This is a genomic window from Paeniglutamicibacter terrestris, assembly GCF_012271785.1.
Taxonomy (GTDB): domain Bacteria; phylum Actinomycetota; class Actinomycetes; order Actinomycetales; family Micrococcaceae; genus Paeniglutamicibacter; species Paeniglutamicibacter terrestris.
Genome location: NZ_JAAWVT010000003.1, coordinates 200,073 through 214,833, shown reverse-complemented (window position 1 = coordinate 214,833; position 14,761 = coordinate 200,073). Strand labels below are relative to the sequence as shown.

18 protein-coding genes are annotated in these 14,761 nt (G+C 61.7%); 9 read left to right on the top strand and 9 right to left on the bottom strand.

From position 1 onward, the window contains the following. The first annotated feature begins 34 nt into the window (after window positions 1–34). Window positions 35–1,567, top strand: a complete 1,533-nt coding sequence (locus HED64_RS08765) for a sialidase family protein (RefSeq protein ID WP_168151654.1) — start codon at window positions 35–37, stop codon at window positions 1,565–1,567. 123 nt (window positions 1,568–1,690) lie between these two features. On the opposite strand, the gene HED64_RS08760 is transcribed toward HED64_RS08765, so the two are convergent. Both HED64_RS08760 and HED64_RS08755 read right to left on the bottom strand, forming a co-directional pair. Further along, the gene (locus HED64_RS08760) at window positions 1,691–3,055 is read right to left on the bottom strand and encodes a dihydrolipoyl dehydrogenase family protein (RefSeq protein ID WP_168151653.1); all 1,365 of its coding nucleotides are present in this window, start codon (window positions 3,053–3,055) and stop codon (window positions 1,691–1,693) included. 129 nt (window positions 3,056–3,184) lie between these two features. Beyond that, entirely contained in the window at window positions 3,185–3,496 is a 312-nt protein-coding gene (locus HED64_RS08755; protein WP_168151652.1) for a hypothetical protein, read from the bottom strand. Window positions 3,497–3,700: 204 nt separating this feature from the next. On the opposite strand from HED64_RS08755, the gene HED64_RS08750 reads away from it, so the two are divergent. Both HED64_RS08750 and HED64_RS08745 read left to right on the top strand, forming a co-directional pair. Then, on the top strand, window positions 3,701–4,141 hold the full coding sequence (locus HED64_RS08750; protein ID WP_168151651.1) for a VOC family protein: 441 nt from the start codon (window positions 3,701–3,703) through the stop codon (window positions 4,139–4,141). 15 nt (window positions 4,142–4,156) lie between these two features. Continuing rightward, window positions 4,157–4,879 carry an AAA family ATPase gene (locus HED64_RS08745; RefSeq protein WP_168151650.1) on the top strand — a complete coding sequence of 241 codons (723 nt, stop codon included), beginning with the start codon at window positions 4,157–4,159 and terminating at the stop codon, window positions 4,877–4,879. An 86-nt stretch (window positions 4,880–4,965) separates the two neighbouring features. Here HED64_RS08745 and HED64_RS08740 read toward each other — a convergent pair whose 3' ends face one another. Together HED64_RS08740 and HED64_RS08735 are read right to left on the bottom strand one after the other, a co-directional pair. Continuing rightward, window positions 4,966–5,151 carry a hypothetical protein gene (locus tag HED64_RS08740; protein WP_168151649.1) on the bottom strand — a complete coding sequence of 62 codons (186 nt, stop codon included), beginning with the start codon at window positions 5,149–5,151 and terminating at the stop codon, window positions 4,966–4,968. A gap of 85 nt (window positions 5,152–5,236) precedes the next feature. Continuing rightward, a complete protein-coding gene (locus tag HED64_RS08735) occupies window positions 5,237–6,118 on the bottom strand; it encodes a DUF1206 domain-containing protein (RefSeq protein WP_168151648.1) in 882 nt (293 codons plus the stop codon). A 149-nt stretch (window positions 6,119–6,267) separates the two neighbouring features. Here HED64_RS08735 and HED64_RS08730 point away from each other — a divergent pair, with 149 nt between their 5' ends. Then, window positions 6,268–6,663, top strand: coding sequence for a VOC family protein (locus tag HED64_RS08730; RefSeq protein WP_168151647.1), 396 nt, complete (start codon window positions 6,268–6,270; stop codon window positions 6,661–6,663). A gap of 25 nt (window positions 6,664–6,688) precedes the next feature. Here HED64_RS08730 and arfB read toward each other — a convergent pair whose 3' ends face one another. The 3 genes from arfB to HED64_RS08715 all read right to left on the bottom strand — a co-directional run bounded on the left by arfB (window position 6,689) and on the right by HED64_RS08715 (window position 9,237). Then, window positions 6,689–7,111 (bottom strand): alternative ribosome rescue aminoacyl-tRNA hydrolase ArfB, encoded by a 423-nt coding sequence (gene arfB, locus HED64_RS08725; RefSeq protein ID WP_168151646.1) that lies wholly within the window; start codon window positions 7,109–7,111, stop codon window positions 6,689–6,691. A gap of 66 nt (window positions 7,112–7,177) precedes the next feature. After that, a complete protein-coding gene (locus HED64_RS08720; protein ID WP_168151645.1) occupies window positions 7,178–7,564 on the bottom strand; it encodes a VOC family protein in 387 nt (128 codons plus the stop codon). A gap of 257 nt (window positions 7,565–7,821) precedes the next feature. Continuing rightward, on the bottom strand, window positions 7,822–9,237 hold the full coding sequence (locus HED64_RS08715; RefSeq protein WP_168151644.1) for an aminotransferase-like domain-containing protein: 1,416 nt from the start codon (window positions 9,235–9,237) through the stop codon (window positions 7,822–7,824). Here HED64_RS08715 and HED64_RS08710 point away from each other — a divergent pair. Then, window positions 9,236–10,162 (top strand): DMT family transporter, encoded by a 927-nt coding sequence (locus tag HED64_RS08710; RefSeq protein ID WP_168151643.1) that lies wholly within the window; start codon window positions 9,236–9,238, stop codon window positions 10,160–10,162. The genes HED64_RS08715 and HED64_RS08710 overlap by 2 nt on opposite strands. A 537-nt stretch (window positions 10,163–10,699) precedes the next feature. On the opposite strand, the gene HED64_RS08705 is transcribed toward HED64_RS08710, so the two are convergent. After that, window positions 10,700–11,101 carry a VOC family protein gene (locus tag HED64_RS08705; protein ID WP_168151642.1) on the bottom strand — a complete coding sequence of 134 codons (402 nt, stop codon included), beginning with the start codon at window positions 11,099–11,101 and terminating at the stop codon, window positions 10,700–10,702. Window positions 11,102–11,195: 94 nt separating this feature from the next. Between HED64_RS08705 and HED64_RS08700 the strand changes: the two genes are divergently transcribed. Further along, window positions 11,196–11,774 carry a sugar O-acetyltransferase gene (locus tag HED64_RS08700; RefSeq protein WP_168151798.1) on the top strand — a complete coding sequence of 193 codons (579 nt, stop codon included), beginning with the start codon at window positions 11,196–11,198 and terminating at the stop codon, window positions 11,772–11,774. 11 nt (window positions 11,775–11,785) lie between these two features. Then, window positions 11,786–12,328, top strand: a complete 543-nt coding sequence (locus tag HED64_RS08695; protein WP_168151797.1) for a TetR/AcrR family transcriptional regulator — start codon at window positions 11,786–11,788, stop codon at window positions 12,326–12,328. Here HED64_RS08695 and HED64_RS08690 read toward each other — a convergent pair. Then, on the bottom strand, window positions 12,325–12,738 hold the full coding sequence (locus tag HED64_RS08690; protein WP_168151796.1) for a helix-turn-helix transcriptional regulator: 414 nt from the start codon (window positions 12,736–12,738) through the stop codon (window positions 12,325–12,327). The genes HED64_RS08695 and HED64_RS08690 overlap by 4 nt on opposite strands. 160 nt (window positions 12,739–12,898) lie before the next feature. Here HED64_RS08690 and HED64_RS08685 point away from each other — a divergent pair, with 160 nt between their 5' ends. Next, window positions 12,899–13,468: a winged helix-turn-helix domain-containing protein gene (locus HED64_RS08685; protein ID WP_168151641.1), complete on the top strand. Its 570-nt coding sequence runs from the start codon at window positions 12,899–12,901 to the stop codon at window positions 13,466–13,468. Further along, the gene (locus tag HED64_RS08680) at window positions 13,465–14,727 is read left to right on the top strand and encodes an MFS transporter (protein ID WP_168151640.1); all 1,263 of its coding nucleotides are present in this window, start codon (window positions 13,465–13,467) and stop codon (window positions 14,725–14,727) included. Before HED64_RS08685 ends, HED64_RS08680 begins: the two co-directional genes overlap by 4 nt. Window positions 14,728–14,761 lie beyond the last annotated feature (34 nt).

Below are 14,761 nucleotides of genomic sequence, written 5' to 3'. Positions count from 1 at the left end.
CGGGGACAGATGTTCCCCCTATGAAAGGACACGCATGACTACCCCGTCACAAGCGCGAAACCGCCTAGCCGGCATCGCGAGCATGGCCCTTACGATCGGCTTGATCGCTTCACTGCCGGTACCCGCCCAGGCTAATTCCGATCGGTTTCCCAACTACGACGCCAAGCCGCCGCAGGCTGGCCAGCCGTTCTACACCGAGCATCAACTGGCGACAAACGGTGAGAACGGGTTCGCGAACTACCGAATAACGGCACTGGCTGTCACCAATGAGGGCGACATCCTCGCCTCCTACGACGGCCGACCGACGGCGAAAGACTCTCCCGGCCCGAACTCCATCCTGCAGCGCAGGTCCACCGACGGGGGCATCACGTGGGAGGAACAGACACCTATCCAACAGGGCAAAGTGGAAGTCCCGATCGTGGGGTATTCCGATCCGAGCTACATCGTTGACCGGGAGACCGGCGATATCTTCAATTTCCACGTCAAGTCCTTTGACCGCGGGTTCAGCAACTCCCAGCCGGGGACGGACCCCAACGACCGCAACGTCATCCAAGCAGAGGTCAGTGTCTCCCGGGACAACGGACATACCTGGGAACATGATGTCATCACCTCCGACATCACCCCCGATCCGGGCTGGCGCTCCCGGTTCGCCGCCTCCGGCCAAGGCATCCAGCTAAAGTACGGCGAGCACGCCGGCCGTCTGATCCAGCAATACACCATCATCAACGGTGCCGGCGACTTCCAGGCGGTCTCCGTCTACTCCGACGACCACGGCAAGAATTGGCAGGCCGGTGAGCCCGTTGGTGTGGGCATGGACGAGAACAAGACGGTCGAGCTCTCCGACGGCCGCGTCATGTTGAACTCGCGCGACTCAAAGCGCAGCGGGTACCGCAAAGTAGCCTTCTCCGAGGACGGCGGCATCACCTACGGCCCCGTGACCGTCGACCGTGAACTGCCGGACCCCGCGAACAATGCCTCCATCGTTCGGGCCTACCCCAACGCGCGGGAAGGCTCCGCCAAGGCGAAGGTCCTACTGTTCTCGAACGCGGCCTCAAGCCTCCCCGGGCAACGCGTCAACGGCACCATCCGCATGAGCTTCGACGACGGGAAAACTTGGCCGGCATCCAAGGTCTTCCAACCTGAGGGGATGTCGTATTCCACGCTGGCCACGCTGCCCAACGGCAACATCGGACTGCTCTACGAGCCCGAGGCAGGCTACGGCGGCATCCGATACGCCGCCTTCAACCTTGCCTGGCTCGAAGGCCTCGCCGCACCGCTGAACGTCGAGACAACCACAGCCACCGCCGGGAGCACGGTCGATCTCAGCGTTTCAATCACCAACCAGACCGGGCGGGCACTTCCGAAGGCCGATCTGCAGTTCGACCTGCCCGCGGGATGGGTTCTCGAGTCAAGCAATGTACCCCGGATCCTCTCGGGCGAAAACAAAACAGCCACCGCTCGCATCAGTGTGCCAGCCGATGCTCAGGGCGGCATTCACCGCCTGACGGCTAAGCTGACCGACCGCGGTCTCTCAAGCAGCACGGTATTCACCGTGCAGACCGACTAGAGACCGACTGAAACACGATTGGACCCGGCCCCGTTGGGCCGGGTCCAACCAGTGTCACCTCACGATCACCTCGGCATCAACCGCAGCTCGTGACTGACCTTCGGCAAGAAGCCGGCGGTGCGGCTAGATCCCTTCGGCGCTGCCCAACCGGTCCAGGGCCACGAGGTAGGCCTCGTTGTAGCTAGGGAATTGCGGCACACTGTCGCGTAGGATCTCCAGGGACAACGCTCCCCTGATGGCCAGGGATGCCTGGTGGATCCATTCCCCCGCTAGTGGCGCAACTGCCCACGCCCCGAGAAGTACTCGACGATGCCTGTCCACTAGGATGCCTAGGTCCCCACGGGGTTCCTGTTCGTAGGTCCAGGGCCGGGCGATCGTCTCGGGCAGGTTTACATGGATACTCACGGCGTTAATACCGCGGCTTTCGGCCTGCTCACGGGTGAGCCCCACGGCGGCGATTTCCGGGTTGGCAAACACCACGCGTGGAATTCCGTCGTAACTCGCGATCCGGTCTGCGCCCAGGATGCAGTCGGCAACGACGCGCCCCTGGTACTTGGCCACATGGGTGAAGGGCATAACCCCGGTAACGTCCCCAATCGCCCAGAGTCCTTCGGCCGCCCAGCAGTGTTCATCAATGCGCACGTTCCCCTGGCCATCGAGGGTCGCCCCCGCCCGTGCCACATCCAGTCCGTCGGTGCGCGGCGTGCGTCCGGTGGCGAAGATGACAGCATCAACCTTGAGGCTGGTGCCATTACTTAACTCCAATTCACTTTCCCCGAGGTGCCCACGCTTCCCGCTAACCACCGAGGTGTGTGCCAGTACCGTAACCCCCAGCTCGCGCACGTACTTTTCGGCGAGCGCCGAAACTTCTGGCTCCTCACGCCGCAGCAGCCTGTCGCTTCTATTGATGAGGGTCACCTCAACACCGAACCCGGTGAGGAAACTGGCGGTCTCCAGAGCGACCGCGCTTGCCCCCACGATGGTCACCGAAGTCGGCAGCTCCGTGAGCGTGTACACCTCACGATTACTCCACGCGGTAATATCTCCTGCACCCGGGAAATCCGGTATCACCGGTTCGGTTCCCGTAGCAATAATGATGTGGTGGGCCAGATACTCCTGCCCATTGGCCCGCACGCGTCCCGGGCCGGTGATACTCGCCCTTCCTCGAACTACCTGCGCCCCGCGCTGGATATAGCCTGCTAGCTGGGCGCTGTCATCAAGGTGCCGGGCCATATAGTCGCGATAGTCCCTGGCTTGTTCCCAGTTCAGCTCGCTCGCACCGACGCCAGCGGTGCGAGCGGCTTCGAGCTTTACCTCCGGACCGCGCAGAACCGTCTTGGAGGGGATGCAAGCCCAATAGGCGCATTCTCCGCCAATGAGTTCGGACTCAAACGCTATGACCTTTTTACCACCAGTGAGCAACCGGTCGGCAGCAACCTCACCCCCGGGACCCATTCCGATGATTGCCACATCAAATACCTCGTCCATTGGCACACTTCCTTGTTTGCGATCCAGCCCTCGTCACCGGGGCGCTTGGCTCCAGCCTTGCACCCCGCCTCACCAACGGCCAGTGCGCTTGGATATGAGTTTGACGCACGCTAGGCGTCCGGCGTTCACTTAGGCGCTTTCCTTATAGGCCTCGGGCATACGAATGATGCGCCAGCGTCCCGTGTCGATCTGACAGGAAACCTCGAAGGTACGCAGGGGGCCCACTCCGGCAAGCTTGACCTGCAATTGCCAGACCTCGTAGTCCACCAGCCCTGGCCCACGTCCGCGTTCGGCGCGCAATTCCTCTTTCCACCACTTGCGTCGCTCAAACCAGCGCACCGGCTCGGCCGCCAACCTGTACTCGCGACCTTGCCAGCGCATGCGGATCGGCACCCCTGCCGGCGTGCAGTCCACCTCGATCGACTGGGTAAAGATTCCCATTCGCTCCCCACTTTCCCTTCGCATAGCCCAGCCCTCCCGCCGACACACACCCACTAAGGGGCCACGGCGATCACGGGAGCTACCCATACACTCAACCATTTTATTAGAAAATATGTTCTATACAAGGAGAGACTAGAACATATCTACGACAATTTGCTGGCGGTTACTCTCGCCTAGATTCGGCGTGGGCCTATGCTTGTGGCCATGACATCCACCCAGATCCCCGCAGTCACAGCCCTGACTCTGGGCGTACGTAGCGTTCAGCGCTCACGCGATTTCTACGTCACCGGACTAGGATTCCGCGAAATCAACTATGTTCCTGGCGAAATAGTGTTCGTTCAGTCCGGCTACGGGCTCATGCTCGCACTGTGGAATGTCGAATCTATGCCCAGCGAATACGGACAGGTGGGTCACGGCGAGCTAGCCCCACCGCTGTCACTGGGACACAACACCACCAGCGTCGAAGAAGTTGAGGAACTCTACACGCGAGCGCTCACCGCCGGCGCCACCTCGATCACCGCACCCACCAAGCGACCGTGGGGCGGCACCAGCGCCTGCGTGGCCGACCCCGACGGCTTCCGCTGGGACTTCGTATACAACCCGTCCTTCGCCATCGACGATGACGGCACTGTCACCGGTGTCTAGCCCGGTGGCTTACCCATGAACTTCTCTCAGCTGCCGATCCGTCGCATCACCGAGCATCACCTTTCTCCCGCGCCCCGCAACCAGTGGCCCCAGACGCTTCCGCCGGTACTCCAGCTGCTAGAGGAGGGCATGGACTTCGGAGCCGCGACCATCTTGGTGGGCGAAAACGGTTCGGGGAAGTCCACCCTCATCGAAGCCATCGCGCTGGGTTACGGGCTCTCTCCCGAGGGCGGGTCCACCGGCGCCCAACACAGCACTCGGGCCACCGAATCGGGGTTGGAGGAACATCTGCAGCTGGTGCGCAATGTTGGTGCGAGCCGCAGAGGATATTTCCTGCGCGCTGAGACCATGCATGGCCTCTACACCTACCTGGAAGATCATCCCTCGATGCGGCGTCAGGATCTGTCGTTCCACACCATGAGTCACGGAGAGTCATTCCTCGAGCTCATCACCGATAGGTTTCGCGAGGGCGGCTTATGGGTGCTTGACGAGCCCGAATCGGCGCTGTCCTTCTCCGGCTGTCTGGCGTTGCTGGGCATTTTGAAGGACCTGATGGCGGAGGGGAATTCACAAGTGATCCTCTCGACGCACTCACCATTGCTCGCTTCCCTACCCGGTGCCACCATCTACGAGGTTGGCCCATGGGGATTGCGGCCCAGCGACTGGGAAGATCTTGACCTGGTGATCAACTGGCGGTCCTTCATGAACGCGCCAGAACGCTATCTGCGACGCCTATAAAGACGGCAATACCCACCCGAAGGACACCTTCGACACATCAAAGCGGTGGCCAAGGAACCGACAGTCCCTCAGATCTTACGGTTCAACTACTCGCCTGAAGGTTCATCTTCGTCAACGTCCGGGTCATAGTCTGCCGGGAGCGCCCCGCCTTCGCTCTTCCACTTGGAGAGCTGCTTATCACTCACCTCACGCTCATCGGTGTTGTGTGTCAGATGATGATGGGGGTGGACGATTTCTTCCCCTAGGGTTGAGTCCTCGATGTCTTTGCTCATATTCCCAACGCTAGCCCCTTTTACCGGGTTTGGGCAGGATTAACGCTTCGGCCCTGATGGACCTAAGACACCCAAGAATCCCGAATCACATCCGCGCCAATCGCGACTTCGCCATCAGGTAAATCCCGTAGCATCCCAGCCCGACACCGATGAAAATGAGCACGTAGCTACCAAAAGGTTGGGCACGCAAGGCCTTGAGCGCTCCATCTAGCCCCGTAGACTCCTCCGGATGCGCCTGCAAGGTGGCCACAATAAACAAGAGCCCTACAAGAACGAGGGTGATTCCCTTGGCCGTATAGCCGAGGATCCCCAGCGCAAGGGTGCCGCGTCGCATCGGCCTTGACGACGGTAGGTTCAGGGTCTTGGTGAAGGACCGCATGATGCCCCTGACCCCAAAAACGCAACCAGTCACGGCAATGCCGAGACCAATGGCGAGTAACAGTGCAGCTCCCCCGGGAGCTTGCATGATCTGAGCTGAGGTGTCACTGGTGGACTCACCACTGTCCCGGCGGTTACCTAGCCCAAAGGATCCGAAGCTCAGCGCCATCGCCAGGAACACGATGCTCTGTCCGGCAGCGGAGAGCTTCTTGCCCCAGCGCGTTTTCGTCGGTGCATTGCTGTACCCGAAGAGCATCTCGCTCACCTGCCATAGTCCCAGCCCGAGGCACGCGGCAGCACCAATCCAGATCATGGCCAAGCCCGCCGGCTGGGCAGCCAGCTGAGCAATCGCACCGCTCTGTTCCGCGTCTCCGGACTCCCCGAGGGCCAATCGGATCGCGATGACGCCGATCAACACATGCAAGATCCCGCTGACAGCAAAGCCCGCCCGCGCCACGATCACAAAGGCCCGTGAATTCGAGGCAGTTTCGGCCGCTCCGGCTACATCTTCCAGTTCCTTCTTGATGTGTTTTCCCCCTTCAGTGGACCACCTAACAGGGGCCTCTAACCATTGATAACATCCTCCCATTCTTTCGTCTTTTCACCGTCACACGCAGCGGCAAGCTCCGCTTCTCGGTGGCGAGGCGGCCTGGGGGAACAAAAGCCACCCAGCGGCCCCTGTGCTTTTGACAGGCACGGACCTATCGTGGAACTGCCCACCAACGAAAGGCGATGCTCATGAATCCCGAAATACCGGAACTGGCAGGAGTCCACCACCTGAAGCTCCCGGTGACAAACTTGGATTCCAGTCGTTCTTGGTACGAATCACGACTCGGCTACAAACTGGCTTTGGAAGTCCGTGACGGGGAGAACATCGCAGGATTGGTGATGCACCATCCCCACGGAGGCCCGGAACTTGGTCTGTGGCTTGACCCGGAACGGGCAATTGCTGCCGCGGGCTTCGACTACTTTGCCTTCGGTGCCCCGAACCGAGAAGCGCTTGAAGCCTTAGCCTCCAGATTAACCGCATTGGGTGAAATTCATCCCGGTGTCCACCCCGGCTCTATCGGCTGGGTACTACCGCACGTCAAGGATCCGGATGGGCACGAGCTGCGCTTCCAGTGTGGTTCCTGAGCTCTAGGACACCGAGAGTTGAAGGTTATTCTGCGCTCGGCCGTTGGCGGTGCTGTTTGGTGAGCGAACGGCGCCCCTTGGCCGCCAGTCGACGACGCTGCGATCCCTTAGTTGGTTTTGTCGCACGTCTCGTTGGACCATCTGGCGCCAGCGCGGTGTCTACCAGCTCGGCGAGCTTGAACAGCGCAGTTTCCCGATTACGCAATTGGGAGCGCTGTTCGGATGCGGAAACGGTCAGTACCCCGGCGATAAGCCGGGATCGAAGACGACTCAATAGCCGCTGTCGCTGAGCATCTGAGAGTATGCGTGAGGCGGCAATATTCCAGGATAGCTCGACGCGGCTATCGGAAGTATTGACGTGTTGTCCGCCCGGGCCGGAGGAACGAGAGAACCGCCAGTCGAGCTCGGAGGACGGAATCGTCAGCGCGGGCGAAATCTCCAGATCCATGCTCCAAGCATCCCACGAGGCTCGGATGCTCTCCACCAGCGGCGGTACGGCTACGCAGCAGGTGTTCTACCCAAGATTCTCGTGGAGGCAGAGGATGTTTCCGTCGGGGTCTCTAAACCAGGCGGCCTTTTCCGATCCAAGGACACAGACATGCTCGGTGGTCTTTAAATCGGGCAGGTCATAGTCTTCGAAGACCACGCCCCGTCCGGAGAGCTCGGTGATGACCCCCGAGATGTCGTTGACTTCGAAACTGGCTGCGGTGTGGACGGAGGCCTTGGCTTCGGGGTCCGAGAGCAGAGCCAATGTACCAGTGCCGTCGAGGGCGAAAAGTAGGTTGCCATCCGCGGCCTGACCCCGATAGGAAAGTCCCAACAAATCCTCATAGAACTTCTGTGAGCGCTGCGTATCGGTAACGGGAATGATGGTAGTCAGGGGGCTGTTTGAGAGGGACATCGGATTCCATCCATGGTAGGAAACGTGCCCTCCCAGTTTACGTCCGCGGCCACGAAAAAGAGGTTCAGCTCCTCGATTCTGAAGGTGGGAAATGAATGTCCTACCTCAGCTAATATTTGTGGACCCTCTGGGTGGGTGGCTTGGTTTTTATCTTGCTTCATGACCCATGAGCTGGGGTTGCCACACGGTGAAGCCGTGTGCGGGTTTCACGATGCTTTCCGGTGATTCAGCGCCGTGACGCCTGAGCCGGCTCGGCATTAGTTCCCGCGTTGTTGATCAAGAGCAGACTGAAGTATGCGCGTTGCCTCGGGGAACCGCTCCGGAGCGCTACCCGAGTAGTTAAGGCGGATAAATGGGCCGGCGGGTTCCGCAGGAAACCAATCGTCGCCCGCGGCGATGATGAGTCCACTGGCTTCGCAGTCCCGCACCAGCCGATCAAGGTCCGTGCCATCGGGCAGGCGCAGCCAGAGATTGAGCCCTCCGGCGGGAATCCGTTCGAGGCTAGCATCGGGTGTATGGGCCCGCAGGCTTTCGACCAGCAGATCGCGTCTATCGCGCAGCTGGTGGCGCAGTCCGCGTTGGTAGGTCTTCCAGCCCGACTGGGTCACCACATCCAGGGCCGCGGCCTGCAGCAGCCCACTGACATACAGTGCTTCAGCTCCGCGGTCGGCCACGATGCGATCAAGGACCGGGCCTCGAGCGATGACGGCGGCGACACGCAGTGCAGGCGAGACGCTCTTGGTCAGTGATCGCACGTAGATGACGTGTCCACTGTCATCGTGGGCGGCCAAGGGGCGGGGATCTGTGTCGATGGCTAGGTCGTGTGCCCAGTCGTCTTCTATCAGGAAGGCCCCGTGATTACGGACGATGCCAAGGATTTCCTTCCCCCGCTGTGGCGACCATTGGATGCCCGTCGGGTTGGCATAGGTGGGCTGGGCATAAAATGCCCGGGCGCCGCTCTGACGGAAGGCTCGGTCCACGTCCTCGGGGTCCGGCCCGTCGGGGCCGCAGGGAATCGGCACGAGCGTTACCCCCGCCTGGGCCGCCGCAAGAATCGCTCCCCAGTAGCTAGGTGATTCGATCAGTAGTGGTTCGCCGGGGCCTACGACGGCACGGAAGATCGAACTCATTCCACTCTGGCTGCCCGAGAGGACCAGCACGTCGCGGGCGGTCGGCGGGGAGATATCCACCGGTGCGGCAGCTCCAAGTTCCGCGGCAAACCATGCCTGCAGTTCCGGTAATCCACGGACCGGGGAACGAGTCAGCGCCGTATCCGTGCGTGCCGCACGGTTGAGCGCGGCGTGCACCAGCCGTTCGGGCAGCAACTCCCGATCCGGGTATCCCGAGTGGAGGCTAATCGCATCGGGCGCCGCCGAGCGCTGGGTTGCGTGCACGACGGGCAACCTGACATGCGGAGAGCCCATCGCCGATGTCTGCCAGCTATAGTCAGCGCTCTTTCGTGGCCGCAGCGCTCGCACAAAGGTGCCGACTCCGGGCCGACTCTCCACCAGGCCGAGCGCCGTGAGTGTGTGCATTGCTTTTTGTACCGTGACGGGGCTGGCACCGTACCTGGCCATCAACTCCCGGCTCGAAAGGACTTTTGCCCCCGGAGGCGCGGTGGAGATCCAGGAACGCAGCTCATCAACAATCCTCTGCGTGCTACTGTTATTCATGAATAGCAATAGTAGCACTATCGTCGAAACGCGACCAGTACTATCGGTACGCACGGGCCTCTGGTGGGGCTTCGTCGGAGTTGTGGCGTTTTCATTTACCGTCCCCTTCACTCGCCTGGCCGTCGAGGGCCTCTCACCCCTGTTCGTCGGGTCGGCCCGGGCGGTCATCGCCGCCCTGCTAGCCTCCATCGCCTTAGTCGCCACCCGCCAGCACCTTCCCAACATGGTTCAGTGGCGCAGGCTCGCGATCGTTGCCGGTGGCACTGTTCTCGGGTTCCCGCTACTCACCTCCTATGCACTGACTACCGCACCAGCCAGCCACGGCGCGATAGTGATCGCCCTACTCCCGGCCGCGACAGCCATCATGGTCGTGTTGCGAACCAAGGAACGCCCCGCACCGTCATTTTGGATCTTCGCGATTCTAGGTGCGGTTGCCGCCGTGTTTTTCGCCGGGCTGCAAGGCAGCGGTTTTGGAAACCTGACATGGTCCGATCTACTTCTGTTTGGGGCAGTGCTCGCGGCCGCTGTCGGCTACGCGGAGGGCGGCCTGCTGGCCCGCGAGCTGGGTGCCTGGCAAACGGTTTCGTGGGCACTGGTCCTTGCTGCCCCGCTCATGATGGCGCTGGCCATTGTTGCGGTCATCGACCAGCCACAGACAGGAACCCCCCTCCAGTGGATGGCGTTCATCTATCTAGGTGTGGTGAGCCTGTTCCTTGGATTCTTCGCCTGGTACCGGGGGCTGGCCATCGGCCCGATGACCCAGGTCAGTCAGGTTCAGCTCGCGCAGCCAGTCATGAGCATCCTGTGGGCAGGACTCATCCTTCACGAAGTTCTGACTTGGCAAACGCTCGCCGGAGGCGTTGCTGTTATCCTCTGCGCGGGTCTTGCGGTGCGGGCGCGCCTCTTCAAAAAAGGGGCACGCTGATACCTCGCTTTCCCAGCTGCTCGATGACGTGACCCGCCGAGGAACTGCCCGATCAGCGGGCATCCCTGGGCGAGAGGCATCTTCCCGGTGATTCTCAATGAGCGAAACGAAACATCACGACAGATCAACGTCAAGCCTGTCACCGGCTCCAGACCTGCCGGCGAGGATTAGTAGTAACGTGCCGGCGCAGCTACGGGGCACAAGGGGGTTCCTTCACCACACGGCACGCCATACACTGGGCCTGCATCCACTATCGAAAGAAAGTGAGTAGCCATGGCAATTCCACAGCCTCCAGTACCGCCGCACCGGCCGACCCATCCCGACGCGATTCCTCCCGCTCCGCCCTACGATCCCCCGCCAGATCCCGGACCCGTGCCCTATCCACCGAATCCGCAGCACCCCTACTCGCCCGATGAGCCCGATCCCATCGCGCCCATCCCGCCTATTAGGTAGGCACTGCTCCCGAAGCAAGTGGCCGGTCATCCTCACAAAAGAGGATGACCGGCCACTGACGGTTTGAGGTGAGGACTCTTATCCCTAGCGTTGGTTTAGTCGGATCATGTTCCCCGAAGGATCTCGGAAGGCGCAGTCTTTCGGGCCCCACGGCTGCTCGATGGGCTCTTGGAGCACCTCAACTCCGGTGGCGCGAACCTGCTCGAAGAGCCCATCCAGGTCATTGGTGCTAAAGACCGTCATGGGCAGCACGCCCTTGGCGAGTAGCTCTTGCATAATGTCGCCATCTGCCTCCGAGCGCCCCGCATGTGGATTGGAGAGCACGATGCCCAGTCCCGGCTGGGTGGCCGTGCCCAGGGTAACCCAGCGGTGTTCGCCCGAAGCCACATCGTTCTCCACCGTTAGGCCCAAACCGTCGCGGTAGAACGCGATGGCTTCGTCGACGTCGTTGACGGTGATGTGTGAATACTGCAATGAAATGTCCATGACTCAACAATATTCACCCGATCCCCATGCCGCTTCTCGAATCCTGCTCAATGTCCGGGTGCGGCACCGTGAGCCACAATGTACGATCGTACATATGGATGACGATCTTGCCGATGACCACCGCACCAACCGCGAGCGCATGCTCGCCGGAGACCTTTACCTGGCCGATGATCCGGAACTAGCAGCCGAGGCCAGTCGCGCGCTGCGCCTGGCCGACGAGTACACCAAGATCTACCCGATGGACCCCACAGCCGCCCGCCACGTCCTGGTCGACCTGCTCGGACACCTCGGGCAGGACGTGGAGATCAAGCCCCCGCTGTTCGTTGACTACGGCACGCAGCTATCCATCGGCGACCGCACCTTCATCAACTACAACCTCACCGCCCTGGATGTCGCAAAAATCAGCATCGGCGCGGACTGCCTGATCGGTCCCAACGTGCAGCTACTGACCCCCACCCACCCGATGGAGCCGGAGCTTCGGCGGGCCAAGCTCGAAGCGGCGAAACCCATCACGATCGGTGAAAACGTGTGGATCGGCGGCGGCGCCACGATCCTACCGGGGGTCAGCATCGGGGAGAACAGCGTCATTGGCGCCGGCTCCGTGGTCACCCGGGACGTGCCGGCCAACGTCGTGGCAGTGGGCAACCCAGCCCGCGTTATGAAGAAGCTTTAGGACGGCGCGCCATCTCCACCCGACGGGTTGACCCGCTCCGCCGTGACCGCATCATTTCCTGTGCCCTAGACGTGATCGCCGACCAGGGCGTCGCCGGCACCTCACACCGGAAGGTCGCGGCGCTCGCCGATGTCCCGCTGGGCTCGATGACCTACCACTTCTCCGGCATGAACGAGCTGCTGGAGGCCGCCTTCGGGCGTTTTGTCGCCGAGGTCGGCGAGCGCTTCGCCATCCGGCTGGCCGGGGAGCTGCACGGTGAGCGATTGGTTGCGGCTCTGGTGGAGTTGATCCATGACGATGTGCTGGACTCAAAGCGCTCTACGGTGCTGACCATGGAGCTGTACACGCTGGCGGCGCGTGATGCGCGCTTCGCCACCATCACTCAGTCATGGCTGGAGCTCAGCGGTCGCGCCCTAGAACGCCATATGGATCACGACACCGCACGGGCGCTTGATGCCCTCATCGAGGGGATCTCGATCCACCTCGCCCTGGGCATCCGCCCCCTAGCGCGGGAGCACACCGCACGCGCGGTGCGCCGACTCCTTCGGATCTAGTAGCGCGGCATTTTTGTGCTTTTGGGCTGGGTGACGGACTTGGCGATGCACGCCGGCATGGCTTCTACCGCTGCATGATCACGCATCCGATACCCGCTCGGGCTCTCCCCGGTGATCTGGGTAAAGCTTGTACTGAAGGAGCCCAGGGAGGTACAGCCAACTGCCATGCAGGCATCGGTGACACTGACTCCGGAGCGCAGCAATGCCATAGATCGCTCAATGCGTCGGGTCATCAGGTAGGCGTATGGGCTCTGTCCATAAGCGGTCTTGAACTGCCGTGAAAAGTGCGCGGGAGACATGAGCGCCCTAGCGGCCATCGTGGGAACGTCAAGGGGTAGCGCGTAGTCGCGATCAATCATGTCCTTGGCTCGGCGCAGTGCGGTGAGCATCTCGAGCTCGTACGGCTTCATGGGATCGAGGTTATCAGCGCCGCTGTAGTACGACATGACCGCTACCTGCCGCCCCTTAATTTCGGGCGGGTATTGCAGCCGAAAGCAGTCATAACCGCACCTGCGAACCGTATCGAAAGAACTATTACGAAAGAGTTCTTTCGATAGTAGCGTGTGGCCCATGGACATCACAGACGCCAAGGCCATGCGGGCACTGGCCCACCCCCTGCGTATCCGCCTCCTGGAAGTTGTCGGCACACAGGGCCCCATCACCGCCGCCCGAGCCAGCGAATATGTCGGAGAAAGCCCGGCTAACTGTTCCTTCCACCTACGCACACTGGCCCAGCACGGCTACATCGAACGCGCACCCGGTGCCACCGGGCGTGACAAACCCTGGCAAATCATCGATATCACCCAACACATCGACAGGAATCAGGCCGGTCCCGATGCCCAAATGGCAGCCGCGGCACTCGGCGAGCAGATCCAATCATGGGAATTCGAACGAATGCGAGCGGGCAGGCACCTGCCGGTCCCCGACACCTGGAAGGGCCACCTGTTCGAGGTCGGTTCAACCCTGTTCCTCACCCCCGAGGAAGCCGATGCCTTGTCCGAAAACTACCGCCAGCTCATTGCCCCCTATCTGGGGCGCATCACCGATCCGATGCAGCGCCCCGAGGCAGCTGCCCCCGTACGCGTCTTCATGGCCACCACACTGGCCCACGACCTGATACCCAAGGACGCGGAGTCATGAAGGCCCTGTTCGCCATCCCGATGTTCCGCAGGTTCACCGGAGCCTGGACCATCGGAAATCTTGCCGACAGTGCCCTGTTCTTGACGCTGTCCATCTGGGTCAAGGACATCTCGGGCTCGTCCAGCGCTGCCGGCATGGTTTTCCTGGCGCTGGGACTTCCCATCGTCTTCTCCCCGTTCATGGGCGCGTTCGCCGACAGATTTCCCCGCCGCAGGCTGTTGATCTTGGGAAACGCGGTCTCGGCCGGCAGCGCGCTACTACTTCTCTTGGTCGCAGGCCCGGACGGCCTCTGGCTGATCTACGTGGTGGCCTTCATCTACGGGCTACTGGGGATCCTCAACGGAGCCGCTCAATCCGGGTTGGTGCGTGACATGCTTCAGGATGAGAATCTGGACAGTGCTAACGGTTTACTCTCCACCATTGACCAGGGACTGCGGATCTTCACTCCGCTGCTGGGCGCCGCGCTGTACACGCTGTGGGGCGGGGGCGCACTTGCCGTGGGAGTCGCCGGTGCCTTACTGCTCACCGCCGGACTTCTAATCACGGTGCCCGTCCAAGAATCAGCGCCGGAACCTGCCTCCGAACGCGGTGGCTTCTGGCACGAAAACTCCGCTGGTTTCCGGCACTTAAACAGCATTCCCGTCCTGTGGCGCATGGTGGTCGTGACGGCCATAGCCCTGGGCGTCATCGGCATGTTCAACTCAACACTCTTTGAGCTGATCGACAAGGGTCTGGGCAAGGACCCCGAATTCTTCGGGATACTCATGAGCCTGCAGGGAGCCGGAAGCATCCTCGGCGGTCTCACCGCGGCGATGTTGATGCGTAGGGCTGGCCCCGTGCGAGCCGTGGGCTTCGGGCTGGGCCTGATCGGGCTGGCAGCCCTAGCCGCCGCCACCGACCTGCTACCGTTTGTCGCCGAGCACGGACTGTTGCTGGCGGTAGTTCTCCCGGCGCTCTTCCTGGCCGGGGTGGGGATCCCCTGGATCTTTGTTGCGCTCGTGACAACCCGGCAGCGCCTAACCCCGGCCCGGTTGCAGGGCAGGGCCGCAGCTGCCACCAATCTGGTGCTCAATATCCCACAATTGGCATCGATTGCCGTGGGCGCGCTCTTGGTGGCCATTCTGGACTATCGCTGGCTCATGCTGATTGCCGGGCTGGTGATCGCCGGCTGTGCCTACTCCATGCTCCGGACCACGCTTGAGGCCGAGGCCGAGCAAGAGGTGCCAGCCACCGCCGAAGGGACGGAGCAGAGCCGATAACGGCACTGTTGCACGATCAAAAGCTGAGCCCAGG

Bases quoted from the DNA above. Each gene is read 5' to 3' on its own strand.
- HED64_RS08765 (WP_168151654.1), top strand. From the start codon at position 35: ATGACTACCCCGTCACAAGCGCGAAACCGCCTAGCCGGCATCGCGAGC.
- HED64_RS08760 (WP_168151653.1), bottom strand. From the start codon at position 3,055: ATGGACGAGGTATTTGATGTGGCAATCATCGGAATGGGTCCCGGGGGT.
- HED64_RS08755 (WP_168151652.1), bottom strand. From the start codon at position 3,496: ATGGGAATCTTTACCCAGTCGATCGAGGTGGACTGCACGCCGGCAGGG.
- HED64_RS08750 (WP_168151651.1), top strand. From the start codon at position 3,701: ATGACATCCACCCAGATCCCCGCAGTCACAGCCCTGACTCTGGGCGTA.
- HED64_RS08745 (WP_168151650.1), top strand. From the start codon at position 4,157: ATGAACTTCTCTCAGCTGCCGATCCGTCGCATCACCGAGCATCACCTT.
- HED64_RS08740 (WP_168151649.1), bottom strand. From the start codon at position 5,151: ATGAGCAAAGACATCGAGGACTCAACCCTAGGGGAAGAAATCGTCCAC.
- HED64_RS08735 (WP_168151648.1), bottom strand. From the start codon at position 6,118: ATGGGAGGATGTTATCAATGGTTAGAGGCCCCTGTTAGGTGGTCCACT.
- HED64_RS08730 (WP_168151647.1), top strand. From the start codon at position 6,268: ATGAATCCCGAAATACCGGAACTGGCAGGAGTCCACCACCTGAAGCTC.
- arfB (WP_168151646.1), bottom strand. From the start codon at position 7,111: ATGGATCTGGAGATTTCGCCCGCGCTGACGATTCCGTCCTCCGAGCTC.
- HED64_RS08720 (WP_168151645.1), bottom strand. From the start codon at position 7,564: ATGTCCCTCTCAAACAGCCCCCTGACTACCATCATTCCCGTTACCGAT.
- HED64_RS08710 (WP_168151643.1), top strand. From the start codon at position 9,236: ATGAATAGCAATAGTAGCACTATCGTCGAAACGCGACCAGTACTATCG.
- HED64_RS08715 (WP_168151644.1), bottom strand. From the start codon at position 9,237: ATGAATAACAGTAGCACGCAGAGGATTGTTGATGAGCTGCGTTCCTGG.
- HED64_RS08705 (WP_168151642.1), bottom strand. From the start codon at position 11,101: ATGGACATTTCATTGCAGTATTCACACATCACCGTCAACGACGTCGAC.
- HED64_RS08700 (WP_168151798.1), top strand. From the start codon at position 11,196: ATGGATGACGATCTTGCCGATGACCACCGCACCAACCGCGAGCGCATG.
- HED64_RS08690 (WP_168151796.1), bottom strand. From the start codon at position 12,738: ATGAAGCCGTACGAGCTCGAGATGCTCACCGCACTGCGCCGAGCCAAG.
- HED64_RS08685 (WP_168151641.1), top strand. From the start codon at position 12,899: ATGGACATCACAGACGCCAAGGCCATGCGGGCACTGGCCCACCCCCTG.
- HED64_RS08680 (WP_168151640.1), top strand. From the start codon at position 13,465: ATGAAGGCCCTGTTCGCCATCCCGATGTTCCGCAGGTTCACCGGAGCC.